This is a genomic window from Frigoribacterium sp. RIT-PI-h, assembly GCF_001297205.1.
GTDB lineage: Bacteria > Actinomycetota > Actinomycetes > Actinomycetales > Microbacteriaceae > Frigoribacterium.
The window spans coordinates 1-21,883 of record NZ_LHOZ01000040.1 but is presented as its reverse complement, the minus strand read 5'-3'; the positions used below and the strand labels follow the sequence as shown (position 1 = coordinate 21,883).

Here is a 21,883-nt window from a genome sequence, read left to right as displayed (position 1 = left end):
CGTCGAACCCCTCGCGCAGCAGTGTTCCCGCCACGCCCTGACCCACGATGCCCGTCCCGAGCACTGCGACCTTCATGGCTCCGACGCTACGCCCGGCGCGGGCGAGCAGCGCGACTCAGTCGAGCGGATCGGGACCCACGGGGTCGGGCCGCATCGCGCGGCGCACGCGCGCGACGACCGACGGGGCGGGCGGATCGTTGTACGAACCCGCCTCGACCTGCCCGCTGAGTCGCTGGATCGCCGCCATCACCTCGTCGGTCGCGTGCCGACGAGCCCGACCCGACCTCGCCTCGCCGTGGCGCGAGAGGTCGAGGGGCTCGCCGAACTCGACGGTGACCTTCCGGAGGCGCGGGAGGCGCGCGCCCGCCGGTTGCAGTTCCTGGGTCCCCGTCAGGGCGACCGGCACGACCGGGGCCCCGCTCGTCAGCGCGAGCCAGGCGACACCCGTCCGGCCGCGGTACAACCGCCCGTCGAGGGAGCGCGTCCCCTCGGGGTAGATCGCGAACGCGTCGCCGTCCGTCAGCTTGCCGAGACCCAGGTCGAGGGCGTGCTGCGCCGCGGACCCGGCTCCTCGCTCGACACCGATCGCGCCGATGCCCGTGAAGAACGCGCGCGACGCACGACCCCGGAGACCCGAGCCGGTGAAGTAGGCGTTCTTCGCGAGGAACGAGACCTGACGGGGCGCCAGGAGGGTGATCACGACGCTGTCCATGAACGAGAGATGGTTGCTGGCCAGGATGACGGCACCACGCCGCGGGACGTTGCGGCGCCCGACCACCCGGGGACGCCAGACCACGCGCACGAGGGGTGACAGGACCGAACGGCTGAGGGTTGTGAGCACGCTCCACTGTGCCGGACACCACATTCCCCGAGGGGCATGGCTCGCCCCTGCGCCTCACCCGGGGCCCGTCGGCACCCACCCGCACCACCCGATTCGGGGAACAACGGGTGTCCCCCTCAGGGAGGATTGCCGCCGACTGACCGGCACCCTATCGTCGGAGGTCGATCGGAACAGGACGTTCGTCCGGTTCACGACCCCTCGAGCGAGTCCTCGTCGGGGGATCGACCCGAGAACCGGAACGAGCGCCGCGACGCACCGCCGAACCCTGCGGGCGGTGGTCCGGCCGGACGAGCGGACGGTCCTTCGCGCCTCCGACTCCGACATCCGGGGGCGACCCAGGACGGCCCGGGACGCCCGGCACCATCACCCGACGACAGCTCCGACGCCCCGAGAGGACCGCCATGGACGACGAGACCGTGACCACCCGCCCCTCGCGTCTGCCGTTCGTCTTCGCCGCCACCGCGCTGATCTACACCTACTTCGCCGTCACCAGCATCGTCGGTGCCGGCACGTCGGTCGGCGTCGGTCTCCCCGCGACTGTCGTGGCGACCGGCCTCTACGTGCTGTCGACGATCGTCTGGCTCGCGCTCGTCGTCGTGGCCGTCTCGTCGGTGCGTCGGACACGACGAGGTGCTGCCGTCGACCAGACGAGCATGCGCTTCGTCGGACTGGCACCCCCGGCGGGCGGGGCCCTGCTGCTCGCCGCGGCCTACGTCGCCCGCATGAACGGACAACCCTTCCTCGGCGGGTTCGAGGCCATGGTGATCACGACGGTCGCACTGGTCGTCCTGTCGCAGGCGTTCCCGTTGCTCGGATTCGGCCCGTCGACCCCGGGTCAGCGCCAGTCGTCGGGCGGCGGCGGCGCGTCGTCGTAGGGGTCGAACGGAGCGTCGGACGGCAGGTCGTAGAGATCGTCGGCCGGCACCTCGGGCACCTCGTCGACCGCGGGCGGTGCCGCACGGCGGGCAGCCCGACCGCCGGCCGGGGCCGTCGATGTCGCTCGGGGCGAGCGAGCCGCGCTGCTGCCCGCCGCGGACGCCGACGCCGTCGCGGTCGACCCGGCAGCCGCCGCGTCGGCCGGGGCGGTGCCGCCCACGACGGCGAGGACCTGCTGACCGTAGGTGTCGAGCTTCTTCTGACCGACGCCGCTGATGCCCGCGAGCTGGTCGAGCGAGGTGGGCCGTTCGGACGCGATGCCCCGCAGGGTGACGTCGCCGAACACGACGTAGGCCGGGACGCCCTGCGCCCGGGCGACCCCGGCGCGCCACTCGCGCAGGGTCTCGAACAGGGCGGCGTCGTCGCCGGTCAGCTCGACGGCACCCCGCGACGAGCCGCGGCTCGACGATCCCGAGCCACCCCGCGCGCGGGCCGACCGCACCGGGCGCTCGGGCTCGCGTCGCAGCCGGACGGTGCGGCTGCCCGAGAGCACCTCGCCCGCGGCGTCGGTGAGCAGCAGCGTGCCGTACCCGTCGGGCGAGACCGCCAACAGCCCCTGGGCGAGCAGCTGCCGGACGACGCCCCGCCACTCGACGTCGTTCAGCTCGGTGCCGATGCCGAAGGTGGACAGTTGCTCGTGGCGGTTCTGGAGGACCTTGGGGGTCGACTTGCCGACGAGGATGTCGACGATCTGGCCCGCGCCGAACTGCTGGTTGCGCTCGCGTTTCAGCCGGACGACCGTCGAGAGCAGCTTCTGGGCGGGCACCGTGCCGTCGAGCGACTCGGGCGGCGAGAGGCAGGTGTCGCAGTTGCCGCAGGCCGTGCTCGCCTGGCCGAAGTAGCCGAGCAGCTGCACGCGTCGACATTCGACCGTCTCGCACAGGGCGAGCATGGCGTCGAGGTGGGCGCCGAGCTTGCGGCGGTGCTCGGCGTCGCCCTCGGACTGGTCGATCATGCGTCGCTGCTGCACGACGTCTTGCAGGCCGTAGGCCAGCCACGCCGTCGAGGGCAGGCCGTCGCGGCCGGCACGGCCGGTCTCTTGGTAGTAGCCCTCGACCGACTTGGGCAGGTCGAGGTGCGCGACGAAGCGCACGTCGGGCTTGTCGATGCCCATGCCGAAGGCGATGGTGGCGACCATGACGATGCCCTCGTCGCGCAGGAACCGCGCCTGGTTGCGCGCCCGGGTCTGCGCCTCGAGGCCCGCGTGGTACGGCAGCGCCGGGATGCCCTGCTTGACCAGGAACTCGGCCGTGCTCTCGACCGACTTGCGGGACAGGCAGTACACGATGCCGGCATCGCCGTCGTGCTCGGTGCGGATGAACCGCAGCAGCTGCTGCTGCGGGCCGTCTTTCGCCTCGATGCGGTACTGGATGTTGGGCCGGTCGAAGTCGGCGACGAAGTGCTTCGCGTCGTCGAGCTCGAGGCGCCGCGAGATCTCGCGGTGGGTGGTCTCGGTGGCCGTGGCCGTCAGGGCGATGCGCGGCACGTCGGGCCAGCGCTCGTGCAACACGGACAGTTCGAGGTAGTCGGGGCGGAAGTCGTGGCCCCACTGCGCCACGCAGTGCGCCTCGTCGATGGCGAAGAGCGAGACGTGGCCCCGGTCGAGCAACGACTTGGTGGACTCGAGCTTGAGCCGCTCGGGCGCGAGGTAGAGCATGTCGAGCTCGCCCTCGACGAACGCCTGCTCGACCGCACGACGACGGTCGGGGTCTTGGGTCGAATTGAGGAACGCCGCGCGGACGCCGACGGCCTCGAGGGCGTCGACCTGGTCTTGCATCAGGGCGATGAGCGGCGAGACGACGATGCCCGTGCCCTCGCGGACGAGGGCGGGCACCTGGTAGCAGAGCGACTTGCCGCCACCCGTGGGCATGAGCACGAGGGCGTCGCCGCCCTGGACCACCTGGTCGATGATCTGCGCCTGCTGGCCACGGAAGTCGTCGTAGCCGAACACCCGGTGCAGCACGTCGAGGGCTGCGGTGGGGGCGTCGGGGGCCAGGGCGGGCGAGGCGGTGGTGGTCACGCGACGAGTCTACGAGCGGTCACCGACGCGGTCAGCCGACCCGCGCCTCCTGGGGACGGTCGTCGGCGGGAGGCGCGCTGGGGACGAGAGGAGCGCTGCGGACCGTCACGAGACCGGTTCGTCGAGCCGCCCTGAGCACGAGCCACACGTAGAGCGGCGTCGAGACCACCGTCACGGCGAGGGCGAGGGGGCTGCCGTCGCTCGACTCGACGCCCGCGAACGGTGCCGACAGCAGGAACAGCACGGTGTTGTTGAGCACGTGCGCGACGATCGCCGCCTCGAGTCCGCCGGTGCGCCAGGTCAGGTAGGCCGCGGCCACGCCGAACACGGCGACGTCGAGCATGCCCCAGGGGTTGTAGTCGTGCGCGAACGCGAAGGCGACCGTCGGCAGCACGACGGCCACGACCGGGAACGCCACCCACGACCCGAGGGTCTGCATCGCCAGGCCACGGAAGGCGTACTCCTCGGCGGTCGCCTGGAGCGGCGTCACGACGAGGATGACGACCACCGCCCACACCAGGGTGTCGGCCGGCGTGGTGACGGGTCCGGTGCCGATCGGCTCACCCGAGAGCGGGGGCACGACGACGTAGCTGAGGCCCACCGTCAGGGCCATGAACGCGAGGGCGGGCACGATGCATCGCGCGAGCCACCGCCACCGCAGCCGCCCGGCGACGCTCGAGAGGCTGCCGACCGCCCCGGGACCGACGATGAGCGTCCCCAGCATGATCGCCGGCAGCATGACCGCGATCGAGGCGAGCGTCGTGAAGAGCACGAGCGGGTCGGCCGCGGCCCGCGCGTCGCCCCCGATGCCGCGCTGCAGTCGTTCGGCGGCAGCGGGCCCACCGACGGCCGCGGTCCCCCCGAGGTCGCCCCCGTAGGCCACGACCGAGGCGAGCAGGTACGTGACGACCGCCACGACGGCCGCGAGCAGCGGTTTCCACCACCGGGACGAGGGCAGCGACCGGAACAGGCGGTGGGAGGCGAACGTCGTCACGCGACGAGCGTACGGGAGGCGCGGTGCCGGCCCCCGGGAACACCACGAGGAGGCGCGGTGCCGGTCGGTCGCGCCGCCGCCGTCACCACCGCGCGAGGGTCGCCACGAACTGAACGTCGCACCGCCGGTTTCAGCGGTGCGACGTTCGGTCGGTGGTGCGTAGCCGGGAGGCGTCAGCCCTCGGTGGGCGTCACCGTCGCACGGAGGCGGCGTCGGCGGGCGACGACCAGCGCCGAGCCCCCGGCCAGCATCAGGGCGAGTGCGGCGAGGGCCGCGAGACCCGGGCCGGCCGGGCCGGGGACGGCCAGCGAGCCGGCGGGGTTGCGGACCGGGCCGGCGGGGGGCGGGCCCGGGCCCGAGCCGGGGGTGGTGCCTGGCACCGTGCCACCGGGGGTCGTGACCGGGGGCGTGGTGCCGGGGTCGGTCGGGTCGACGACGACCGGCTCGGCGGCCGCGGCGAACACGACCGGGACGGTCGCCGTCGTGCCCGTTCCCGGGACGCTCAGGACGACCTGTCGGGTGACCGGCCCGGCGGGGGGGGCCGTGATGCCCTCGGGGACGGCGAAGTCGAGCAGGGCACGACCCTGCTCGTCCGAGTTGTCGAGCACGGTGGCGTCGATCGGCGCGGACCCGAGCTCGACACCGTCGAGGGTCGCGGTCACGACGCCGGGCTGCGCCGCGGCGAGCGCGACCGCGGAGTCATCGCTCGCGACCTGCTGCAGCACCAGCGACGAGAGATTCATCGACACCGTGTCGCCCGCGGCGAAGCCACCGGCCGGTGCGGCCGTGACGCCCGAGACGCCGACCGAACGCGACGCGAAGTCGGGGTCGGAGGGGTCGCCGGCCTGGGTGTCGAAGTACTCGAGCTGGCTCTGCAGGTCGACCTTGCCGCTGTCGGCGTGGGCGCGACCGTTCGCGAAGGCGGCGAACCCGTCGCCACCCGAGGCGAGGAACGAGTTGACGGTCACCTTGTAGATCGTCGCGTCGTCCATCGCCACGCCGTCGAGCGAGACGGCGGCGATGCGGGAGCCCGCCGTCGCGGCGGGGTCGTAGGTGTAGGTCAGACCTTCGGACGTACCGAGCTTCAGGGTGCTGGTGCGAGCGGCCGTCGGCCACTGCTGCTCGAGCACCTGGCGGATCTCGGCACCGGTCATGTCGACCACCACCAGCGTGTTGGCGAAGGGCTGCACGGCCGCGGCGGCCTTGTAGGTCACGTCACCGTCCGGTGCCACGAAGGGCAGGTCGTCCCGCAGGCCGCCGGGGTTCATGAAGGCGAGCTGGGCACCGCTCGCCGTGGTCGACGCCAGCTGGATGTCGGCGACGAAGTTGCCCAGCGTCGATTCGCCCGCACGGTTCGACACGGGCAGCCCGTTGGCGTCGGGGGTCGCGTTGTAGGCACGGTTGAACGAGTCGCTGATCGAACCGATCACCTCGGCCCCCCGGTCGGCGGCCACGGCCACGGCAGCCGCGACGATGCCTGCCACGGCGGGGTCGGGCGTGAAGGCGCCGTAGAGCGGCACCAGGCGGTGCGACGCGATCGTCACCCGGTCGCGGAACGCGGTGGCGGCGGGGTCGACCGTCATGGTCACCCGGGCGAGGTTCGTCCCGTAGCTGCCCGTCTGGACGACGGCGCGCTGCGGCCCGCCGTCGGACGGCGTGACGAGGTAGTCGTAGCCCTGGTGCGTGTGCCCGGAGAAGATCGCGGACACGTCGCCCGAGACGCCGCGGGCGATCTCGCCGAACGCGTTGTCACCGGTGACCGAGTCCAGACTGCCGGTCTCGGCGCCTTCGTGCAGCAGCAGGACGATCGCGTCGGCGGCGTCGGTCTCGACGATGTCGTCCGCGACCGCGTTGACCGAGTCGACGACGGGGGCGAAGGTGAGCCCCTCGATGCCGGCCGGGCTGACGAGCGTCGGCATGGTCTCGGTCAGGGCGCCGATGAAGGCGACGCGGACGCCCCCGATCTCCTCGACGACGTAGGGGTCGTAGGCGGGCGTCCCGTCGCTCTTCAGGATGTTCGCGTTGACGTAGGGGAAGTCGCTGTTCGTCTGGACGCGACCGGTGAAGTCTGCCTGGCCCTTGTCGAACTCGTGGTTGCCCGGCGTGCTGACGTCGAGGCCCATGGCGTTCAGGGCGTCGAGGGTCGGCTCGTCGTCCTGGATGAACGAGGTGAACGTCGAGGCGCCGATGTTGTCACCCGCCGAGACGAAGAGCGTGTTCGGGTTCTGCTGCTCGACCGACTCGACCGCACCCGCGAGGACCGCCGCGCCGGCGATGGACGCGCGAGCACCCGGGGCGTCGGCCTCGAGCCGGCCGTGGAAGTCGTTGATGCCGACGAGGTCGATCGTGACCGGCACGGCCTGGGCGGGTGCCGCGGCGACGAGGCCGAGCAGCAGGGTTCCGGCGGCGACGGACGCGAGGGCGGCACCGCGGACGCGCCGCCGGCCTCCCGTCGGGACGGACTCGGATGACGGGGGGCTGATGCGCATGGGCGTCGGTGCTCCTGGAGAAGACGGTTCGGGTGGGACGGCACCCCCCGACAGGGGGCACAGCACACGACCATAAGTTCTCGCTGGGGACTCGACAAGAGTCCGCCGAAGATCGTCACATGTTGTTCATCCGGCGCGTGGCGGTCGGCCGGCGAGGCGGCCGGTGGGCGCCCGCCGAGAAGGACCGACCGCCCCGCCTCAGGCGGCGATCAGTCGCTTCCCCATGCCGAACGCGTCGTCGACCGAGTACCCGAGGTGCTCGTAGAACGCCCGCACCCGCTCGTTGCCGGTGCGCACCTGGAAGTTCGCCTTCGGGCACCCCATCGCCTCGAGCAGCCGCTCCACCTCGGCCATGAGCTGTCGGCCGAATCCCTCGCCCTGGCGTTCGGGCTCGACCGCGACGTAGTAGACCCAGCCACGATGGCCGTCGTAACCGGCCATGGCGGTCGCGACCAGCGCCTCCTCGGGGTCGACGCCGACCAGGAACAGTTCGCGCTGCACCGTCAGCTTGCGTTCGATGTCGCGTCGCGGGTCGTTCCACGGGCGGGTCAGCCCGCAGCGCTCCCAGAGCGCCACGACGGTCTCGGTGTCGGCCTCGTCGAAGGGTCGGATCTTCATGCCCCGACCCTGCCAGACCCGACCGACCGAGGAGGCGCGGTGCCGGTCACCGCGGCCCCGCACCCCCTCAGGGCCCTCGCGTTAGGGTGGGTCGTCGTCCGAGCCGCGGGCGCAGGGAGGGGCCCACCCGTGACCGATGCTCGCCGACGTCTCGCCGTCCTGGGGTCGCCGATCGAGCATTCGCTGTCCCCGGTGCTGCACCGCACGGCGTACGAGCACCTCGGGTTGCCCTACGACTACGACCGCGTCGAGGTGGCTTCGGGTGGTCTCGCCGACTTCGTCGGGGGCCTCGACGCGAGCTGGCGCGGACTGAGCCTGACGATGCCGCTCAAGCGCGAGGTGCTGCCCCTGCTCGACACGGTCTCGCCCCTCGCCCGGCGCCTGGGGGTCGCGAACACCGTGGTCCTCGACGACGACGGCCGACGCCACGGGCACAACACGGACGTCGACGGCATCGTCCGCAGCGTCGAGGGGTTCCACGACGCACGACCCGCCGCCGCCACCATCCTCGGCGGGGGCGCGACCGCCCTGTCCGCCATGGCCGCCGCCTGGGATCTCGGCGCCCGGTCGTTCTCGATCCACCTGCGCAACCCCATGCGGGCCGGCGAGCTGACCTCCCTGGCCGCCGAGCTGGGTGCCGACGTGATGGTCGCCCCGCTCACCGAGCTGCCCTCGCTCGGCCCGTTGGACTTCGTCATCAGCACGCTGCCCGGCGGGGCCGCGGACGACCTGCACCTGCGTCCGACCAGCGGCTCGTCGGTCCTCTTCGACGTCGCGTACGAGCCCTGGCCGACCCGCCTGGCGTCTCGCTGGTCGGCTGACGGCGGCATCGTCTTCAACGGTCTCGACATGCTCGTCGAGCAGGCGCTCGGCCGGGTGCGGCTCTTCTCCGGGGGGGCACGGGCCGAGCCGGTGACCGACGAGGGCGTCCTGCGCGAGGCGATGCGCGCCTCCGTGGGCTTGCCGATCCGCGGCCGGTCGACGACCGACAGCGTGGCGGGCTGACGATGGCGACTCCTCTGCCGGGCTCGATCGGCCGGGTCGCGCTCGGCACCGGGCGGCCCGCGGTCTGCGTCCCGCTCGTGGCCCGCACCGCCGACGCACTGGTCGACGCCGCCTCGGCACTCGACACCCGGACGGTCGAACTGGTCGAACTGCGCATCGACTTCGTCGACGCCGCCTTCGCCGCGGCACAGGACCCCGACGGGCCCGTGCGCGCCGGCGCCCCGGCGACGGGCCCCGCCGACCTCGACCTGGTGGCCGACGTCGTCCGACGGGTCCGCGGCGCTCTCGACGCGGCCCTGCCGTTGCTCTTCACCCTGCGCACCGAACCCGAGGGGGGCGAGCGTGACGTCGCCCCGGCGACCTACGACGCCGTGCTGCGCTCGGCGATGGGCACCGGACTGCTGGACGCCGTCGACGTCGAGATGTACACCGACCCCGACCTGCTCGGCGGGCTCGTCGACACCGCGCACGACGCCGGCCTCGTCGTCGTGATGTCGTCGCACGACTTCAGCGGCACGCCCACGCAGGGCGAGATCGTGTCGCGCCTGCTCGAACAACAGGAGAACGGCGCCGACGTGGCGAAGTTCGCCGCCATGCCGTCCAGCACGGACGACGTGCTGACGCTGATGCGGGCCACGACCGAGTTCCGGGCGGGGGCCGGCATCGTGCCCGCGATCACCATGGCGATGGGGCCGCTCGGCGTCGTCTCCCGGCTCGCGGGCGAGACGTTCGGCTCGTGCGTCACGTTCGGGTCGGCGGGGGCGTCCAGCGCACCGGGCCAGCTGCCGGCGGCCGGGCTGCGGGCGGCGCTCGACCTGGTGCACGAGGCGCAGCAGAGCTGAGGGCGTCGGCCCGGAGTCGGACCGGCATCGGACGGGGCCTCGATCGTCAGGGCTCCGGAGGCCCGACGCACGCAGGGTCCACCACCGGGAAACGAGCGACGGGCGTCGCTCAACGGGACCACCACGGCGGTCGGGCCCACCGGAGTGCGAACAGGTTAGCGGTCGGTGACCCGACCCCGGAACCCCCTCACGAACAGGCAGCGGCCGTACCCTCAGGCATGGACGAAGCAGAGATCGACGACCACGCCCGCCGACTCGTGACGGCTTTCGCCTTGCCCAGCAAGGTCGGCCGCCTGAACAGCCTGCGCTCGACCGACGAGAAGCGGGCGAAGTTCCGGGCCGGGCTCGGCCTGATGCCGTTCCGATCGGACCGCACCACCCGGCTCAGCCACGCCGACTCGTCACCGGCTGCCGTGTCGACCCGACTGCGCGACCTCGGAGCCGGCGAGCGCTGCGTCGTGTTCGAGGAGGGCAGGGAGTGGGCCGGCACCCTCGACGACGCGGTCGCCGCCGTGGTCGGGCAGGGCTACGGCGCCGTCATCTCGTGCCTGCCCGGCCGTCTGGGCTACGCCGAGTCCGAGTCGGGCGAGCGGCTCGTCCTGTCCCTCGACGAGTGATGCGGAGGCGGCCCCGGCGGTCGGTCAGGCCGGCCCCGGGTACTGCCGCTCACCGCCCGTGTCGAACCGCTCGCCCGAGGCGCGCGACGGCAGCAGCGACATGACGATCAGGGTCAGCCAGCCGAACACCGGCAGAAGGTAGAAGAGCACGTACCAGGCGGTGAAGCCCCCGTCGTGCAGGCGCCGCGACTGGAGCGCGAGGGTCGGCAGGAAGCTCACGACCGACCACAGCACGACGACGACGCCCTGGGGGTCGATGTAGGTCCAGTCGCCGCTGTCGCCCCCGGCCCAGGTCGACGTCCCGCCGCTGCCCGTGGCCCAGGCCTGCAGTGCTCCCTGGAACACGAGCGCGATGACGAACCCCCACCAGTACTCGCTGCGGCTCGCCCGCCCGTGGAAGGTGGCGTACTTCCGCCAGAACCGGACGACCGCGACCTTCGGGGTGGCGCGGTGGTACGGCTGGTCGAGGGGCACGGGGCCGGCGGCTCCGGTCATGGGATCTCCTGCGGTGTCGGGTGACGGGCTGCCCCATCCTCTCAGCGCCGTCGCCGCGTCGTGGCCGCTCGACGCGGCCCGTCGGTACTGTGGGGCCCGCCGACCCTCGCGTCGGCGCCGTCGCCCACCCGGGGCGGCGCCAGACGAAGGAGACCCCATGAGCATCGGCGGCGGAATCGCCTTGATCGTGATCGGCGCGGTCCTCGCGTTCGCTCTCGACTTCCAGGTCGCGGGCATCGACATCAAGCTGATCGGCTACATCCTCATCGCGGCCGGCGTGGTCGTGACCATCATCGGCATCGCCTTCGCGTCGCGCCGACGCTCGACGGTCTCCACGACCCGCAGCGCGGTCGACCCGGCCACGGGCGAGCGCGTCGAGCGTCGCTCGACGGACAGCGACCCGCTGGTCTGACCCGAGGGTCCCACGCGACCCGAGAACGCAGGAGGCGCGGTGCCGGCTGGCACCGCGCCTCCCGTGTGTCGGGGCCGGGGGCGGCTAGAGCTGCACGCCGTCCTGGACGGACGCAGCACGGTGGCGACGACGCAGCACGAGGGCGGCACCGGTGCCGGCGAGCATCAGAGCGAGCAGCAGGGCGGGCAGCGCGTCGGAGCCGGTGAACGCCAGGGGTCCGCTTCCGTTGCCGGCCGTACCCGCGCCTCCTGCGCTCGTGCCGTCACCGGGGACCGCCGCGGGCGGGGTCGTCGGCGCCGGGGTGACGGCCCCTTCGACGACCGCGATCGTCGCCGCCAACGTCGTGCCGCTCTGCGTGCCGGTCAGCGTGATCGTGTAGCTGCCGGGCTCGCTGGGGGCGGTGACCGTGTAGGTCGCGACGCCGTCGATGACGTCGGCGATGCCGAGGTCGGTCACCGTGCCGTCGACGTCGAGCGTGCCCGTGACCTGGCGGTCACCCGCGAGACCGACGGTGCTGACCGGGAAGTCGGCACCGGGGGCGACCTCGGTCGGAGCCGAGATCGTCGCGGCGGCGCTCAGGCCGTCGAGGTCGCGGTCGAGCTGCAACGCGTTCACGATGGTGAAGAAGTTGTCGGTCTGGTCGAGCAGGCCGACGGCGTTCGCGGCGCCCGGGCCGTAGCCCGCGACGCGCAGCTGCGAGCCGGTGTGCTGTTGCGATCCACCGGCCGCGGCCGTGCCGTAGGCGATCTTCATCGTGGTCCCGTCGACCGTCGTCAGCGCGGTGCTGAGCGTGGCGGGCGGCGTCGAGTCGACGATCTGGCTGGTGTGGGCGTGGTCCGCCGTGACGATGACCATCGTGTTCCCGTCGGCCTTCGCGAAGGCGAGGGCGGACTGGACGGCCTCGTCGAGGTCGAGCACCTCACCGATCTGACCGCAGGCGTCGGCGCTGTGGTCGCGCTTGTCGATCGAGGCACCCTCGACCTGCAGGAAGAAGCCCTGGTCACCCGTGTCGAGCAGGTCGATCGACTTCTCGGTCAGCGACTGCAACGAGAGGTCGGTGCCCAGGCGGGCCGGGTTCGGCTGGCAGGTCTGCGGGGCCAGGTCGGCTCCGCCGACGGTCGCCGTGGTGGCGGCGTACCGGGTCGGGAAGTTGCCGTCGGTGAAGGTGCCGAGCACGGGCTGAGCCTGGTCGGCGGTCGTCAGCGCGTCGAGGCCGGCGGCGTCACGCACGACCTGGTAGCCGCGGTCCTGCGCCTGGGCGAACAGGGTGTCGCCCTGCCACTGACCGGCGCGGGCCGACTGACCGAACGAGGTCGCGCCTCCTCCGAGGGTGAGGTCGGCACGCGTGCCGATGATCTGCTCGCTGATCGAACCGAGGCCGCCCTGGTCGAGGGCGTCGGCACCGCACTGGGTGACGCTGTCGGGGCCGTAGCAGCTGCGCGCGGCGACGTGCGCGGCCTGGACGGCCGGGGTGGCGTCCTGCAGTTCGGCGGTCGAGACGTTGCCGGTCTTCTTGCCGTTGGCCTTGGCGATCTCGAGCAGGGTGTCCTGCGGGACGCCGTCGACGTCGACCGAGATGGCGTTGTCGTAGGTCTTGGTGCCGGTGGCCCAGGCGGAGCCGGTCGCGGCGGAGTCGGGCACGTAGTCGGGCTTGCCCTTGTTCGCGCCGTCCTTGTAGACCGAGTACGTCGTGTACTGGCCGGTCAGGGGCAGGGCGTCGATTCCGGGCAGCGTTCCGCCGGCGCCGTAGGCGTAGTTGCGCGCCGAGGTGATCTCGCTGTCACCCATGCCGTCACCGATCAGCAGGATGACGTTCTCGGCGGGCCCGGCCTCCACCGAGTCGAGCAGCAGCTGCGTGCTGTCGTCGATGCTGCGCGCGGCGCCACCGTTCTGGGCGACGTTCGCGGGGGTGGCCGCGAAGGCGGCGACGGGGCTGAGGGCGAGGGCGGCGACGGCGGCCGTCGCGACGACCCCCGTCGTCAGGGCCGCACGCCGGCGGTTCGGGGTGTTCTTCGACACGGTTCTGCTCCTGTGATCGTGATCGTGATCCGGTCGCCACGCGACGGAGTCGGCGCGGGGCGGGGATCAGCAGACTCCTGCCGGGTGGCCGCCACGTGAACGAGGCCGTGCGCGCAGGTGAACACCCTCGGATGAGGGCCACCGCCGGACGGCGAGGGCGGGCGACCCGACGGGGTCAGCGGCGCCACACGGACCCCCGCGCCGCACGGACCCCCGCCGACCTCAGCCGACCGTCGAGCGGAGCACCGACGAGCCGGCGGGCCGGCGTCGCACCTCGACCCGGTCGGCGATGCGCTGCTTGAGCTCGTCGACGTGGCTGACGATGCCGATCACCCGCCCCGAGGCGCTCAGGCGCCCGAGCTCGCTCATGACGGCGTCGAGGGTGTCGGGGTCGAGCGAACCGAACCCCTCGTCGACGAACAGGGTGCCGAGCTCGAGCCCGCCGGCCTCGGCCTGCACGACGTCGGCGAGGCCGAGGGCGAGGCTGAGCGAGGCGTAGAAGGTCTCGCCGCCCGAGAAGCTGCCGGGGTCGCGGGTGGTGTCGGTGGTCGCGTCGCGGATGACGAGCGAGAGCCCGGTCTTGCGCGAGCGCGATCCGACCTCGCGTTCGTCGGACGACGCGAGCTCGTACCGCCCGCTCGACATGACCGACAAGCGCACGTTCGCCGCCGCCACGACTTCGTCGAACCGGCGCAGCAGCACGAAGGTGCCGAGCGTCACGCCCTTCACGTTCTCGCCGGTCGAGGCGCTGGCGAGGTTCGCCATGCGCACCACCGCCCGGGCGTGCTCGACGGCGTCGTCGGCCGCTGCCGTCCCGGCCTCGAGGGCGGCCAGGGCCTGCCTCGTCCGCTCGGCCCGGTCGCCGGCCCGCGTCGCCCGGTCGGTGACCTCGTCGAGCTCGGCCTCGACCAGGCCGAGGGCCTCGACGGCCGACTCGCCGTCCGCCGTCTCGTCGCCGGTCAACACGGCGACCCCGGGCTCGGCCAGCCCGGCCGCGACGATCGCCCGTTCGCGATCGTGAGCCGACCCCCGCGCCTCGCAGGCGGCCCGGTCGCCTGCCTCGAGGGCGGCGTCGGCGACCCGGTCGACGTCGTCGAACCCGCTGCGCTCTAGGGCGGCCGCGCGCTCGGCGCGACGGACGGCCGCCGCGTCGGCGGCCACGTCGGCGGCGTCGAGGAGGGTCAGGAGGCGCGTGTCGTGTTCGACGCCGCCACCGACCGATGCGGCGAGCTCGGCGATCGTCGGGGCCCGACCGTCGAGCAGTCGCGCGATCTCGGCCTCGTCGACGAGCAGGGCGCGCCGGTCGGCGGCGACACGCTCGCGGCCGGTGGCGGCCCGCTCGCGGAGGTCGTCGAGCTCGGCTCGCAGCCGGTCGACGTCGCGGTCGTGTGCCACGAGGGCCGCGTCGGCCGCCGCGAGGGCGGTGCGGGCCCGGGTGGCCTCGGACACGCGCAGACCCAGCCGGGCCAACTCGCACTCGACGTCGTGGCGGGTCAGGTCGCCCGGGGCGGGGCGGGCCGCGGCGCCCCGCCCCTCGGCGGGCGCGTGCCGGGCTGCGGACTCGCGCGGACGCGCCTCGGCCGCACGGGCGGTCAGCGACGCGACTTCGACCTGGTCGTCGGTGGGGTGCTCGGCGCCGGGAGACGCGGGGGCCGGATGCTCTCGCGAGCCACACACGGGACAGGGGTCGCCGACGACCAGGCCCGCGGCCAGGTGGCCCGCCATGCCCTCGATCTGTCGACGGCGCAGGCCGGCCTCGTCGTCGAGGGCCTTCAGGGCCGCCGCGGGGTCGTCGGCCAGTCGGACGGACGCCGCGTCGACGGCCCGACCGAGGGCGTCGATGTCGTCGAGGGCGCGCAGGCGGACCCGCGCCTCGGCCGTCGCCTGCTCGGCGGCGGCGAGGTCGGTCGACGTGTCGGCCAGGGCCTCCCGCTCGCCGACGAGCGAGGACCGGACGGCGGGGGCCGCGACGAGGCGGTCGTCCAGCTCTCGGCGCCGCTCGTCGGCGTCGACGAGGGACTGCTCGGCCGCCTCGAGGGCTGCACGACGCCCGGGCAGGGCGCTCTCGGTGCGGGCCGCCGCGGCCCGGAGCGCGAGTTCGGCGAGCCGCGCGTCGCGACGCGCGGGGACGGGGGCTCGGGCCGGGGGCCCGTCGACGGCGGCGGACCCGGTGTCCGCGATCTTGCGGGTGGCTGCGGCCAGGCGGGACGCCGTGTCGCGCGCGGTCGCGGCCGCCCGCGTGACCGCGTCGAGGGCGTCGGTCACGGTCGCGGCTCGGGTCGCCGCGGCGACGCGCAGCCGGACCGTGGCGATCTCGGCGTCGTCCTCGCCGAGACGCGTCTGCCGGACGATCAGGTCGGCCCGTCGGTCGAGTGCCGCCTTCAGCGATCGCACGCGATCGAGCGACCGTCGCGCCGTGTCTCGGGCCTCGACGACTCGTGACCGCCGGGCCGCCGTGTCGGAGGCCTCGGTCTCGAGGGCCCCGAGCACGGCCGCCGCACCGTCGGCGGCCAGAGCCTCGTCGAGGACGTCGGCGTCGAATCCGCTCGCCTCGAGCAGTCTCGCGCGGGCCAGCTCGATGTCTCGGTCGGCGGCGGCCACGGCGGCGTTGGCGACCTTGCGCCGTTCGACGAGTTCGGCCGTGGTCCGCTCGTAGATCTCGGTGCCGAACAGCGACTGCAGGACCTCTTTGCGTTTCTCGCCGGTCGAGCGGAGGAAGGCAGCGAACTCGCCCTGCGGCAGGACGACGGTCTGCACGAACTGCTGGCGCGTGAGCCCGAGGATGCGCGTGACCTCGGCGCCGGCTTCTTGGGCGCTGATCGAGACGATCTCGCCGTCGACGGCGTCGGGCGACGAGAGGCGCCACAACTTCGCGGTCGCGTTCGCCGGCGTCGTGCCCGTGCCCCGCGCCTTCGGACGGCGGTACGCGGGCGTCCGGCGGATGCGGTGCACGCCCGCGCCGTTCTCGAAGACGAGCTCGACGAAGGGCTCGACGTCGGGTGCGGCGTGGTGGCTGCGCAGGCGGTCGGGCGTCGACGCCGAACCGGCGAGCCCGCCGTAGAGGGCGAAGACGATCGCGTCGATGATGGTCGACTTGCCCGAACCGGTGGGGCCCTCGAGCAGGAAGGTGCCCGAGGCGCCGAGCGCGGCGAAGTCGACGCTGTGCTCACCCGCGTAGGGGCCGATGGCCCGGAGCGTCAACCGGTGGAGGTTCATTCGCCGGCCTCGCTCGCCCGCGCGGCCTCGTAGGCGCCGCGCACCACGGCCAGCTCGGTCTCGCTCGCGGCCCCGCCGGAGGCGAAGGCGACGAATTCGGCCGCGACCTCGATCGGGTCGGACTCGGCCGTGACGGCGGCGAGCGCCGGGGCGTCGACCGCTCCGACGGGCGTGTGGTGGATCGCGAGGGCGTGCGGGAAGTGCTCGGCCACGCGCGTGTAGAGCCGTTCGGGGTGCACGGGATCGGTGACGAAGACCCGTAGCCAGGCGTCGCGCAGGTCGTCGTGCCGCCCGTCGAGCAGGGCGTCGAGGGTGTCGGTCACCTCGGCGAGTCGACGCGGCACGGGGGCCGGGACGAGGTCGACCGAGACCGAGCCGTCGGCGGCCAACTCGACGATCGTGGACGACTTGACCTGGTTCCGCTCGCCGAACGAGAACGCCAACGGCGAGCCCGAGTAGCGCAGGCGACCGGACGGGCCGACGCGTTGGGCACCGTGCAGGTGACCGAGGGCGACGTAGTCGACGCCGTCGAACACGGTCGACGGGACCGAGTCGACGCCGCCCACCCGGATGTCGCGCTCGCTCTCGCTGCGCTCGGGTGCGGTCGCGTCGTCGGCACCGACGGCGGCGTCGGCCTCGACGGTGGCTTCGGCGTCGGCGTCGGGCTCGCGGTCGGCTGCGGGCCCGGCCACGACGAACGCGTGCGCCACCACGACGGACCGGGTGCCGGGCCGCCCGGCGAGGTCGTCGCGCACCCGCTGCATCGCGGCACCCACGACGGCCGCGTGCGACCGCGCCAGCGGTTCGTCGGCGCCGCCGGGCGCCAGCGACCGCCGGACGCTGTCGGGATCGAGGTAGGGCAGCCCGTAGAAGGCGACCGGCCCGTCCGGGTCGCCGACGACCACGGGCTCGTCGAGCAGGTCGACCGACGCCCGCAGGTGCAGCCCGGGTCGCATCAGCTCGGCCGCGAACCCCAGTCGCACCGCCGAGTCGTGGTTGCCCGGCGTGACGATCACGGTGGCGTGCTCGGTCAACCCCGCGAGGGCCCGGCCGAGGAGGCGCACGCTGGGCACCGCGGGGACGGCCCGGTCGTACACGTCACCGGCGACCACGACGACGTCGATCGACCGGTCGGCCACGAGTCCCACCAGGTGGTCGACGAACGCCTGCTGGTGCTCGTGCAGGTCGACCCCGTGCAGCGTGCGCCCCAGGTGCCAGTCGCTGGTGTGCAGGATGCGCACGGAGCCCCTCTCGTGGATGTCGCGGTCGGTGCGGCAACGGGTGCCGGAGTCGGTGCCCCCGACTGTATCGGGGGCCTCCGACAGAGCCGGGCGCGCCTCCCCGGGTCCGACACCGCGCCTCCTCGGGACCAGCACCGCGCCTCCGGCCGGTCGCCGCCCGGCCCACGGGAGTGAGATGGTCAGATGCCCGCACACCACGGCGGGCCCGACGAGAGCGAGACCGTGAGCCACGACCCCCTGCAGCCCGACCAGGTCACCACCCTGCGCCGTGAGGTCGAGGCACGCCTCGACGCGATGGTGGCCGACCTGACGACCTACGCGAGCCTCGAGACGCCGTCCGACGACGTCGACCTGCTCGAGGCGGGGCTCCGCTGGATCGAGGCCTGGCTCGGCGAGACCGTCGGACCGCCGGCCGACCGCCGCGTGCACGTCGTGGAGGGCTACGGCGACACGGTGACGCTCGACTACCCGTCACCGTCGGGGTCGACCGAGTGGGTCTCGGCCCTGTGCCACTACGACACGGTGTGGTCCGAGGGCACGCTGGCCGGGTGGCCCGTGACGGTCGAGGGCGACCACATGACCGGCCCTGGGGTCTTCGACATGAAGTCCGGGCTGATCCAGCTCGGCAACGCCCTCGCGATCGGCGACCGCCTGGGGCTGCCCCGCCCGAACGTGCGCCTGCTGCTCAACGGCGACGAGGAGGTCGGCAGCATCGCCTCGCGCGAGGCGATCGAGCGCGAGGTCGGACGAGGAGGCGCGGTGTTCGTCTTCGAGTCCGCCGCCGACGGCGCCGTCAAGACCGCCCGCAAGGGCGTCGGCATCTTCGAGGTCGAGGCCTTCGGGGTCGAGGTGCCCGCCGGCCTGCACCCGCGCTCGGGTGCGAGCGCCGTCGACGAGATCGCCCGCGTCGTCCTGACGCTCCACGCGGCCGCCGACGTCGAGGCGGGCCCCCCCCTCAACGTGGGAGTGCTGCAGGGCGGCACCCGCCCCCACGTCAAGGCCGGCCACGCCCGGGCGATGGGCGCCGTCCGCGTCCCCTCGGCGGGCGGGGCCGCGCGCATCGAGCGGGTCTTCGCGGGGCGCGCGGCGCACGATCCGGCCGCGACGCTGAAGGTCACCGGTGGCTGGAACCGCCCGCCGATGGAACGCTCGGCTGCGACCGGTGCACTCTACGAACGCGCCGCCCGGGTCGCCACCTCGCTCGGCTTCGAGTTGCGCGAAGTGTCGGTCGGCGGTGCCAGCGACGGCAACTTCGCCGCCGCGCTCGGCCTGGCCGTGCTCGACGGGGTCGGCGGCGTCGGCGGCGGAGCCCATGCCCGCCACGAGTGGATCAGCGTGCACGGCATGGTCGAGCGCACCGAGTTCGTCGCCGCCCTGCTCGCCGACCTCGCCTGACGCCGGACCCCAGGAAGTCGCCGGGACCCCCGGGCGCGCGCTGGGGTCTCTGCGACTTCCTGGGGTCTCGCCGGATTCCCGGGGTCTCGCGGGCTCAGGCGTCCAGCGTGAAGTCGTAGACGCCGGCGTCGAAGCGGGCGTAACCGGGGTAGTCGATCAGCTCGTAGAGCTCGGCACGGGTCTGCATCGACGGCACCTGCGACTCGAGCGACCCGTCGGCCGCGAGCGCGTCGAGCGCCCGGGACGCCGCGCCCATCGCGGCGCGCATCAACGACACCGGGTGGATCACCATGCTCACGCCCACGTCGTGCAGCTGCTGTCGGGTGAAGAGGGCGCTCTTGCCGAACTCGGTCATGTTGGCGAGCACCGGCACGTCGAGCGCCGAGCAGATCGCCTCGAACTCGCCGAGGTCGGCCATCGCCTCGGCGAAGATCGCGTCGGCACCGGCGTCCACGAGCGCACGGGCCCGGTCGATCGTCGCCTCGAGGCCGTCGAGGGCCCGGACGTCGGTGCGGGCCATGATCACGAGCGCGGGGTCGCGTCGCGCGTCGACCGCGGCCCGGATGCGACCGGTCGCCGTCGCCGAGTCGACGACCTGCTTGCCGTCGAGGTGGCCGCAGCGCTTGGGATTGACCTGGTCCTCGATGTGCAGACCGGCCACGCCGGCGGCCTCGAGCGCCTGGACGGTGCGGGCGACGTTCATCGGCTCGCCGAACCCCGTGTCGGCGTCGACGAGCACGGGCAGGTCGGTCATCGACGCGATCTGCCCCGCCCGCGTGGCGACCTCGGTGAGCGTGGTGAGGCCGATGTCGGGCAGCCCGAGTTCGTTGGCCATCACGGCGCCCGACACGTAGACGCCGTCGAAGCCCTTCTGCTCGATCAGGCGGGCGGTCAGCGGCGTGAACGCCCCCGGGAACGTCAGGGTGCGCTCGTCGGCCAGGCCCGCCCGGAACGCCGCACGCTTGTCGGCCGGCGACACCGTCGAGTACAGCATCAGAACAGCCCGCCCGGCTGGGCGGCGGCACCCGCGAGCGCCTCGGGGGCGACGATGCCCAGCTGCCGCACCTCGGCCGCCGTCAACGAGGGGAGGCGCGTGGCCAGGTCGACGAACCGCTCGACCTCGGCGTCGGGCAGCACGCCCTCGGCCAGCGTGCGGAACTTCCGCACGTAGTCCTCGCGTCCGAAGGGCCGCGCCCCCAGCGGGTGGGCGTCGGCGACGGCGATCTCGTCGACGAGGGTCGTGCCGTCTACGAACTCGACCTCGATGCGGCCGCCGAACGCCTTCTCGGCGGGGTCGGTCGAGTGGTAGCGGGCCGTCCAGGCGGGGTCCTCGGCCGTGGTGATGCGCTGCCACAGCTCGACCGTGTCGGGACGCTGCGCCCGCGCCGGGGCGTAGCTGCGCTCGTGGTGCCACTCGCCGTCCTGGAGGGCGACGGCCACGATGTAGGGGATGGAGTGGTCGAGCGTCTCGCGGCTGGCCGTGGGGTCGTACTTCTGAGGGTCGCCCGCCCCCGAGCCGATGACGACGTGCGTGTGGTGGCTGGTGTGCAGCACGATGCGGCGCACCTGCGCCGGGTCCCGCAGGGCGGGGCGCGAGCGGCCGAGCCGTCGGGCGAGGTCGATCCAGGCCTGGGCCTGGTACTCGGCCGAGTGCTCCTTCGTGTAGGTGTCGAGGATTCCCCGCTTCGACGCCCCCGGCGCCGGCAGGGGCACGTCGTACGACGCCCCGGGCCCGTCGAGCAGCCAGGCGATCACGCCGTCCTCGCCCTCGTAGATCGGGGCGGGGCTGCCCTGGCCGCGCATCGCGCGGTCGACGGCCTCGACCGCGGCCTTGCCCGCGTACGCCGGGGCGTAGGCCTTCCACGACGAGATCGCGCCCTTGCGCGACTGCCGTGTGGCCGTCGTCGTGTGCAGCGCCTGACCGATCGCCTGGTGCACCACCTCGGTCGACAGCCCGAGCATCGTGCCGAGGCCGGCCGCGACCGACGGGCCGAGGTGGGCGACGTGGTCGATCTTGTGGGCGTGCAGGCTGATGGCCCGGACGAGGTCGACCTGCACCTCGTAGCCGGTCACGATCCCGCGGAGCAGGGCTGCACCGTCGAGTCCGCGGTGCTGTGCGACGGCGACCAGCGCCGGGATGTTGTCGCCGGGGTGCGAGTACTCCGCCGCGAGGAACGTGTCGTGGAAGTCGAGCTCGCGCACGGCGACCCCGTTCGACCAGGCGGCCCATTCGGGCGAGACGGGGTGCTCGGGCGCGACGCCCGTGACCTGCGAGCCCGCGCCTCCGGTGGTCGGCGGGTGCGCGAGCGCCTGGTCGCGCGCGACGGCGACCGGTGCGCGCAGCAGCGACGCGGCGGAGACCGCGGCGTTGTCGATCAGGCGGTTGATCACCATCTCGGTGACGTCGTCGTCGACGGGTGCGTCGTCGGTGGCGAGCGCGGCGAGGCGCCAGGCGAGCTCGTCCTCGCGCGCCAGCGGCTCGTCGCTGCGGTGCACCCGCACCGTGTGCACGACGAGGTCGGCGGCCGGGGCGGTCGGCCCATCCGGCCCGCCCGTGACCCTGGACGAGGAGGCGCGGGTCACGTCGACCCCGCCACCCGCGTCGGTCGTCGCCCCCGCGTCGGTCGTCGCCCCGGCGTCGTGTTCGTGCTCGGACGCCTGATCGTGCTGCGTGCCCATCGGCCACCCTCTCTGGTGGGGCGGGCGTCGTCGCGGCCCGCCGTGCGCCGTCGTCGGTGACGGC

17 protein-coding genes are annotated in these 21,883 nt (G+C 73.7%); 6 read left to right on the top strand and 11 right to left on the bottom strand.

Annotated features, from left to right (window positions below):
* Window positions 1–115: 115 nt before the first annotated feature.
* Window positions 116–865: a 1-acyl-sn-glycerol-3-phosphate acyltransferase gene (locus AEQ27_RS03330; RefSeq protein WP_054145394.1), complete on the bottom strand. Its 750-nt coding sequence runs from the start codon at window positions 863–865 to the stop codon at window positions 116–118.
* 377 nt (window positions 866–1,242) lie between these two features.
* Between AEQ27_RS03330 and AEQ27_RS03325 the strand changes: the two genes are divergently transcribed.
* Entirely contained in the window at window positions 1,243–1,716 is a 474-nt protein-coding gene (locus tag AEQ27_RS03325; RefSeq protein ID WP_054145393.1) for a hypothetical protein, read from the top strand.
* Here the strand turns inward: AEQ27_RS03325 and recQ are convergent.
* The 4 genes from recQ to AEQ27_RS03305 all read right to left on the bottom strand — a co-directional run bounded on the left by recQ (window position 1,677) and on the right by AEQ27_RS03305 (window position 7,898).
* Window positions 1,677–3,797: a DNA helicase RecQ gene (gene recQ, locus AEQ27_RS03320; protein ID WP_054145392.1), complete on the bottom strand. Its 2,121-nt coding sequence runs from the start codon at window positions 3,795–3,797 to the stop codon at window positions 1,677–1,679. The genes AEQ27_RS03325 and recQ overlap by 40 nt on opposite strands.
* Window positions 3,798–3,828: 31 nt before the next feature.
* On the bottom strand, window positions 3,829–4,791 hold the full coding sequence (locus AEQ27_RS03315) for a CPBP family intramembrane glutamic endopeptidase (RefSeq protein WP_054145391.1): 963 nt from the start codon (window positions 4,789–4,791) through the stop codon (window positions 3,829–3,831).
* Window positions 4,792–4,964: 173 nt separating this feature from the next.
* On the bottom strand, window positions 4,965–7,280 hold the full coding sequence (locus AEQ27_RS03310; RefSeq protein WP_054145390.1) for a bifunctional UDP-sugar hydrolase/5'-nucleotidase: 2,316 nt from the start codon (window positions 7,278–7,280) through the stop codon (window positions 4,965–4,967).
* A gap of 198 nt (window positions 7,281–7,478) precedes the next feature.
* Complete coding sequence (locus tag AEQ27_RS03305) at window positions 7,479–7,898, bottom strand: GNAT family acetyltransferase (protein WP_054145398.1); 420 nt, start codon at window positions 7,896–7,898, stop codon at window positions 7,479–7,481.
* A gap of 129 nt (window positions 7,899–8,027) precedes the next feature.
* Here AEQ27_RS03305 and AEQ27_RS03300 point away from each other — a divergent pair, with 129 nt between their 5' ends.
* The 3 genes from AEQ27_RS03300 (at window position 8,028) to AEQ27_RS03290 (ending at window position 10,362) form a co-directional block, all read left to right on the top strand.
* A complete protein-coding gene (locus tag AEQ27_RS03300) occupies window positions 8,028–8,903 on the top strand; it encodes a shikimate dehydrogenase (RefSeq protein WP_054145389.1) in 876 nt (291 codons plus the stop codon).
* Between the two features lie 2 nt (window positions 8,904–8,905).
* A complete protein-coding gene (gene aroD / locus AEQ27_RS03295) occupies window positions 8,906–9,745 on the top strand; it encodes a type I 3-dehydroquinate dehydratase (RefSeq protein ID WP_054145388.1) in 840 nt (279 codons plus the stop codon).
* 218 nt (window positions 9,746–9,963) lie between these two features.
* Window positions 9,964–10,362, top strand: a complete 399-nt coding sequence (locus AEQ27_RS03290; protein WP_054145387.1) for a hypothetical protein — start codon at window positions 9,964–9,966, stop codon at window positions 10,360–10,362.
* A 24-nt stretch (window positions 10,363–10,386) separates the two neighbouring features.
* Here AEQ27_RS03290 and AEQ27_RS03285 read toward each other — a convergent pair whose 3' ends face one another.
* Window positions 10,387–10,857 carry a DUF805 domain-containing protein gene (locus AEQ27_RS03285; protein WP_054145386.1) on the bottom strand — a complete coding sequence of 157 codons (471 nt, stop codon included), beginning with the start codon at window positions 10,855–10,857 and terminating at the stop codon, window positions 10,387–10,389.
* Window positions 10,858–11,014: 157 nt separating this feature from the next.
* Between AEQ27_RS03285 and AEQ27_RS03280 the strand changes: the two genes are divergently transcribed.
* The gene (locus AEQ27_RS03280; protein ID WP_043593189.1) at window positions 11,015–11,269 is read left to right on the top strand and encodes a DUF6458 family protein; all 255 of its coding nucleotides are present in this window, start codon (window positions 11,015–11,017) and stop codon (window positions 11,267–11,269) included.
* A gap of 84 nt (window positions 11,270–11,353) precedes the next feature.
* On the opposite strand, the gene phoA is transcribed toward AEQ27_RS03280, so the two are convergent.
* The 3 genes from phoA to AEQ27_RS03265 all read right to left on the bottom strand — a co-directional run bounded on the left by phoA (window position 11,354) and on the right by AEQ27_RS03265 (window position 17,745).
* Window positions 11,354–13,288, bottom strand: a complete 1,935-nt coding sequence (gene phoA / locus AEQ27_RS03275) for an alkaline phosphatase (RefSeq protein WP_235450958.1) — start codon at window positions 13,286–13,288, stop codon at window positions 11,354–11,356.
* A 222-nt stretch (window positions 13,289–13,510) separates the two neighbouring features.
* Window positions 13,511–16,504, bottom strand: a complete 2,994-nt coding sequence (locus AEQ27_RS03270) for an AAA family ATPase (protein ID WP_054145385.1) — start codon at window positions 16,502–16,504, stop codon at window positions 13,511–13,513.
* Window positions 16,501–17,745, bottom strand: coding sequence for an exonuclease SbcCD subunit D C-terminal domain-containing protein (locus AEQ27_RS03265; protein ID WP_054145384.1), 1,245 nt, complete (start codon window positions 17,743–17,745; stop codon window positions 16,501–16,503). Before AEQ27_RS03265 ends, AEQ27_RS03270 begins: the two co-directional genes overlap by 4 nt.
* 183 nt (window positions 17,746–17,928) lie before the next feature.
* Here AEQ27_RS03265 and AEQ27_RS03260 point away from each other — a divergent pair, with 183 nt between their 5' ends.
* Window positions 17,929–19,140: a M20/M25/M40 family metallo-hydrolase gene (locus AEQ27_RS03260; RefSeq protein WP_082383205.1), complete on the top strand. Its 1,212-nt coding sequence runs from the start codon at window positions 17,929–17,931 to the stop codon at window positions 19,138–19,140.
* Between the two features lie 94 nt (window positions 19,141–19,234).
* Here the strand turns inward: AEQ27_RS03260 and prpB are convergent, their stop codons facing one another.
* Together prpB and AEQ27_RS03250 are read right to left on the bottom strand one after the other, a co-directional pair.
* Window positions 19,235–20,134, bottom strand: a complete 900-nt coding sequence (prpB, locus tag AEQ27_RS03255; RefSeq protein WP_054145383.1) for a methylisocitrate lyase — start codon at window positions 20,132–20,134, stop codon at window positions 19,235–19,237.
* Window positions 20,134–21,819, bottom strand: coding sequence for an MmgE/PrpD family protein (locus AEQ27_RS03250; protein WP_082383204.1), 1,686 nt, complete (start codon window positions 21,817–21,819; stop codon window positions 20,134–20,136). The genes prpB and AEQ27_RS03250 overlap by 1 nt, the downstream gene beginning before the upstream one ends.
* Window positions 21,820–21,883 lie beyond the last annotated feature (64 nt).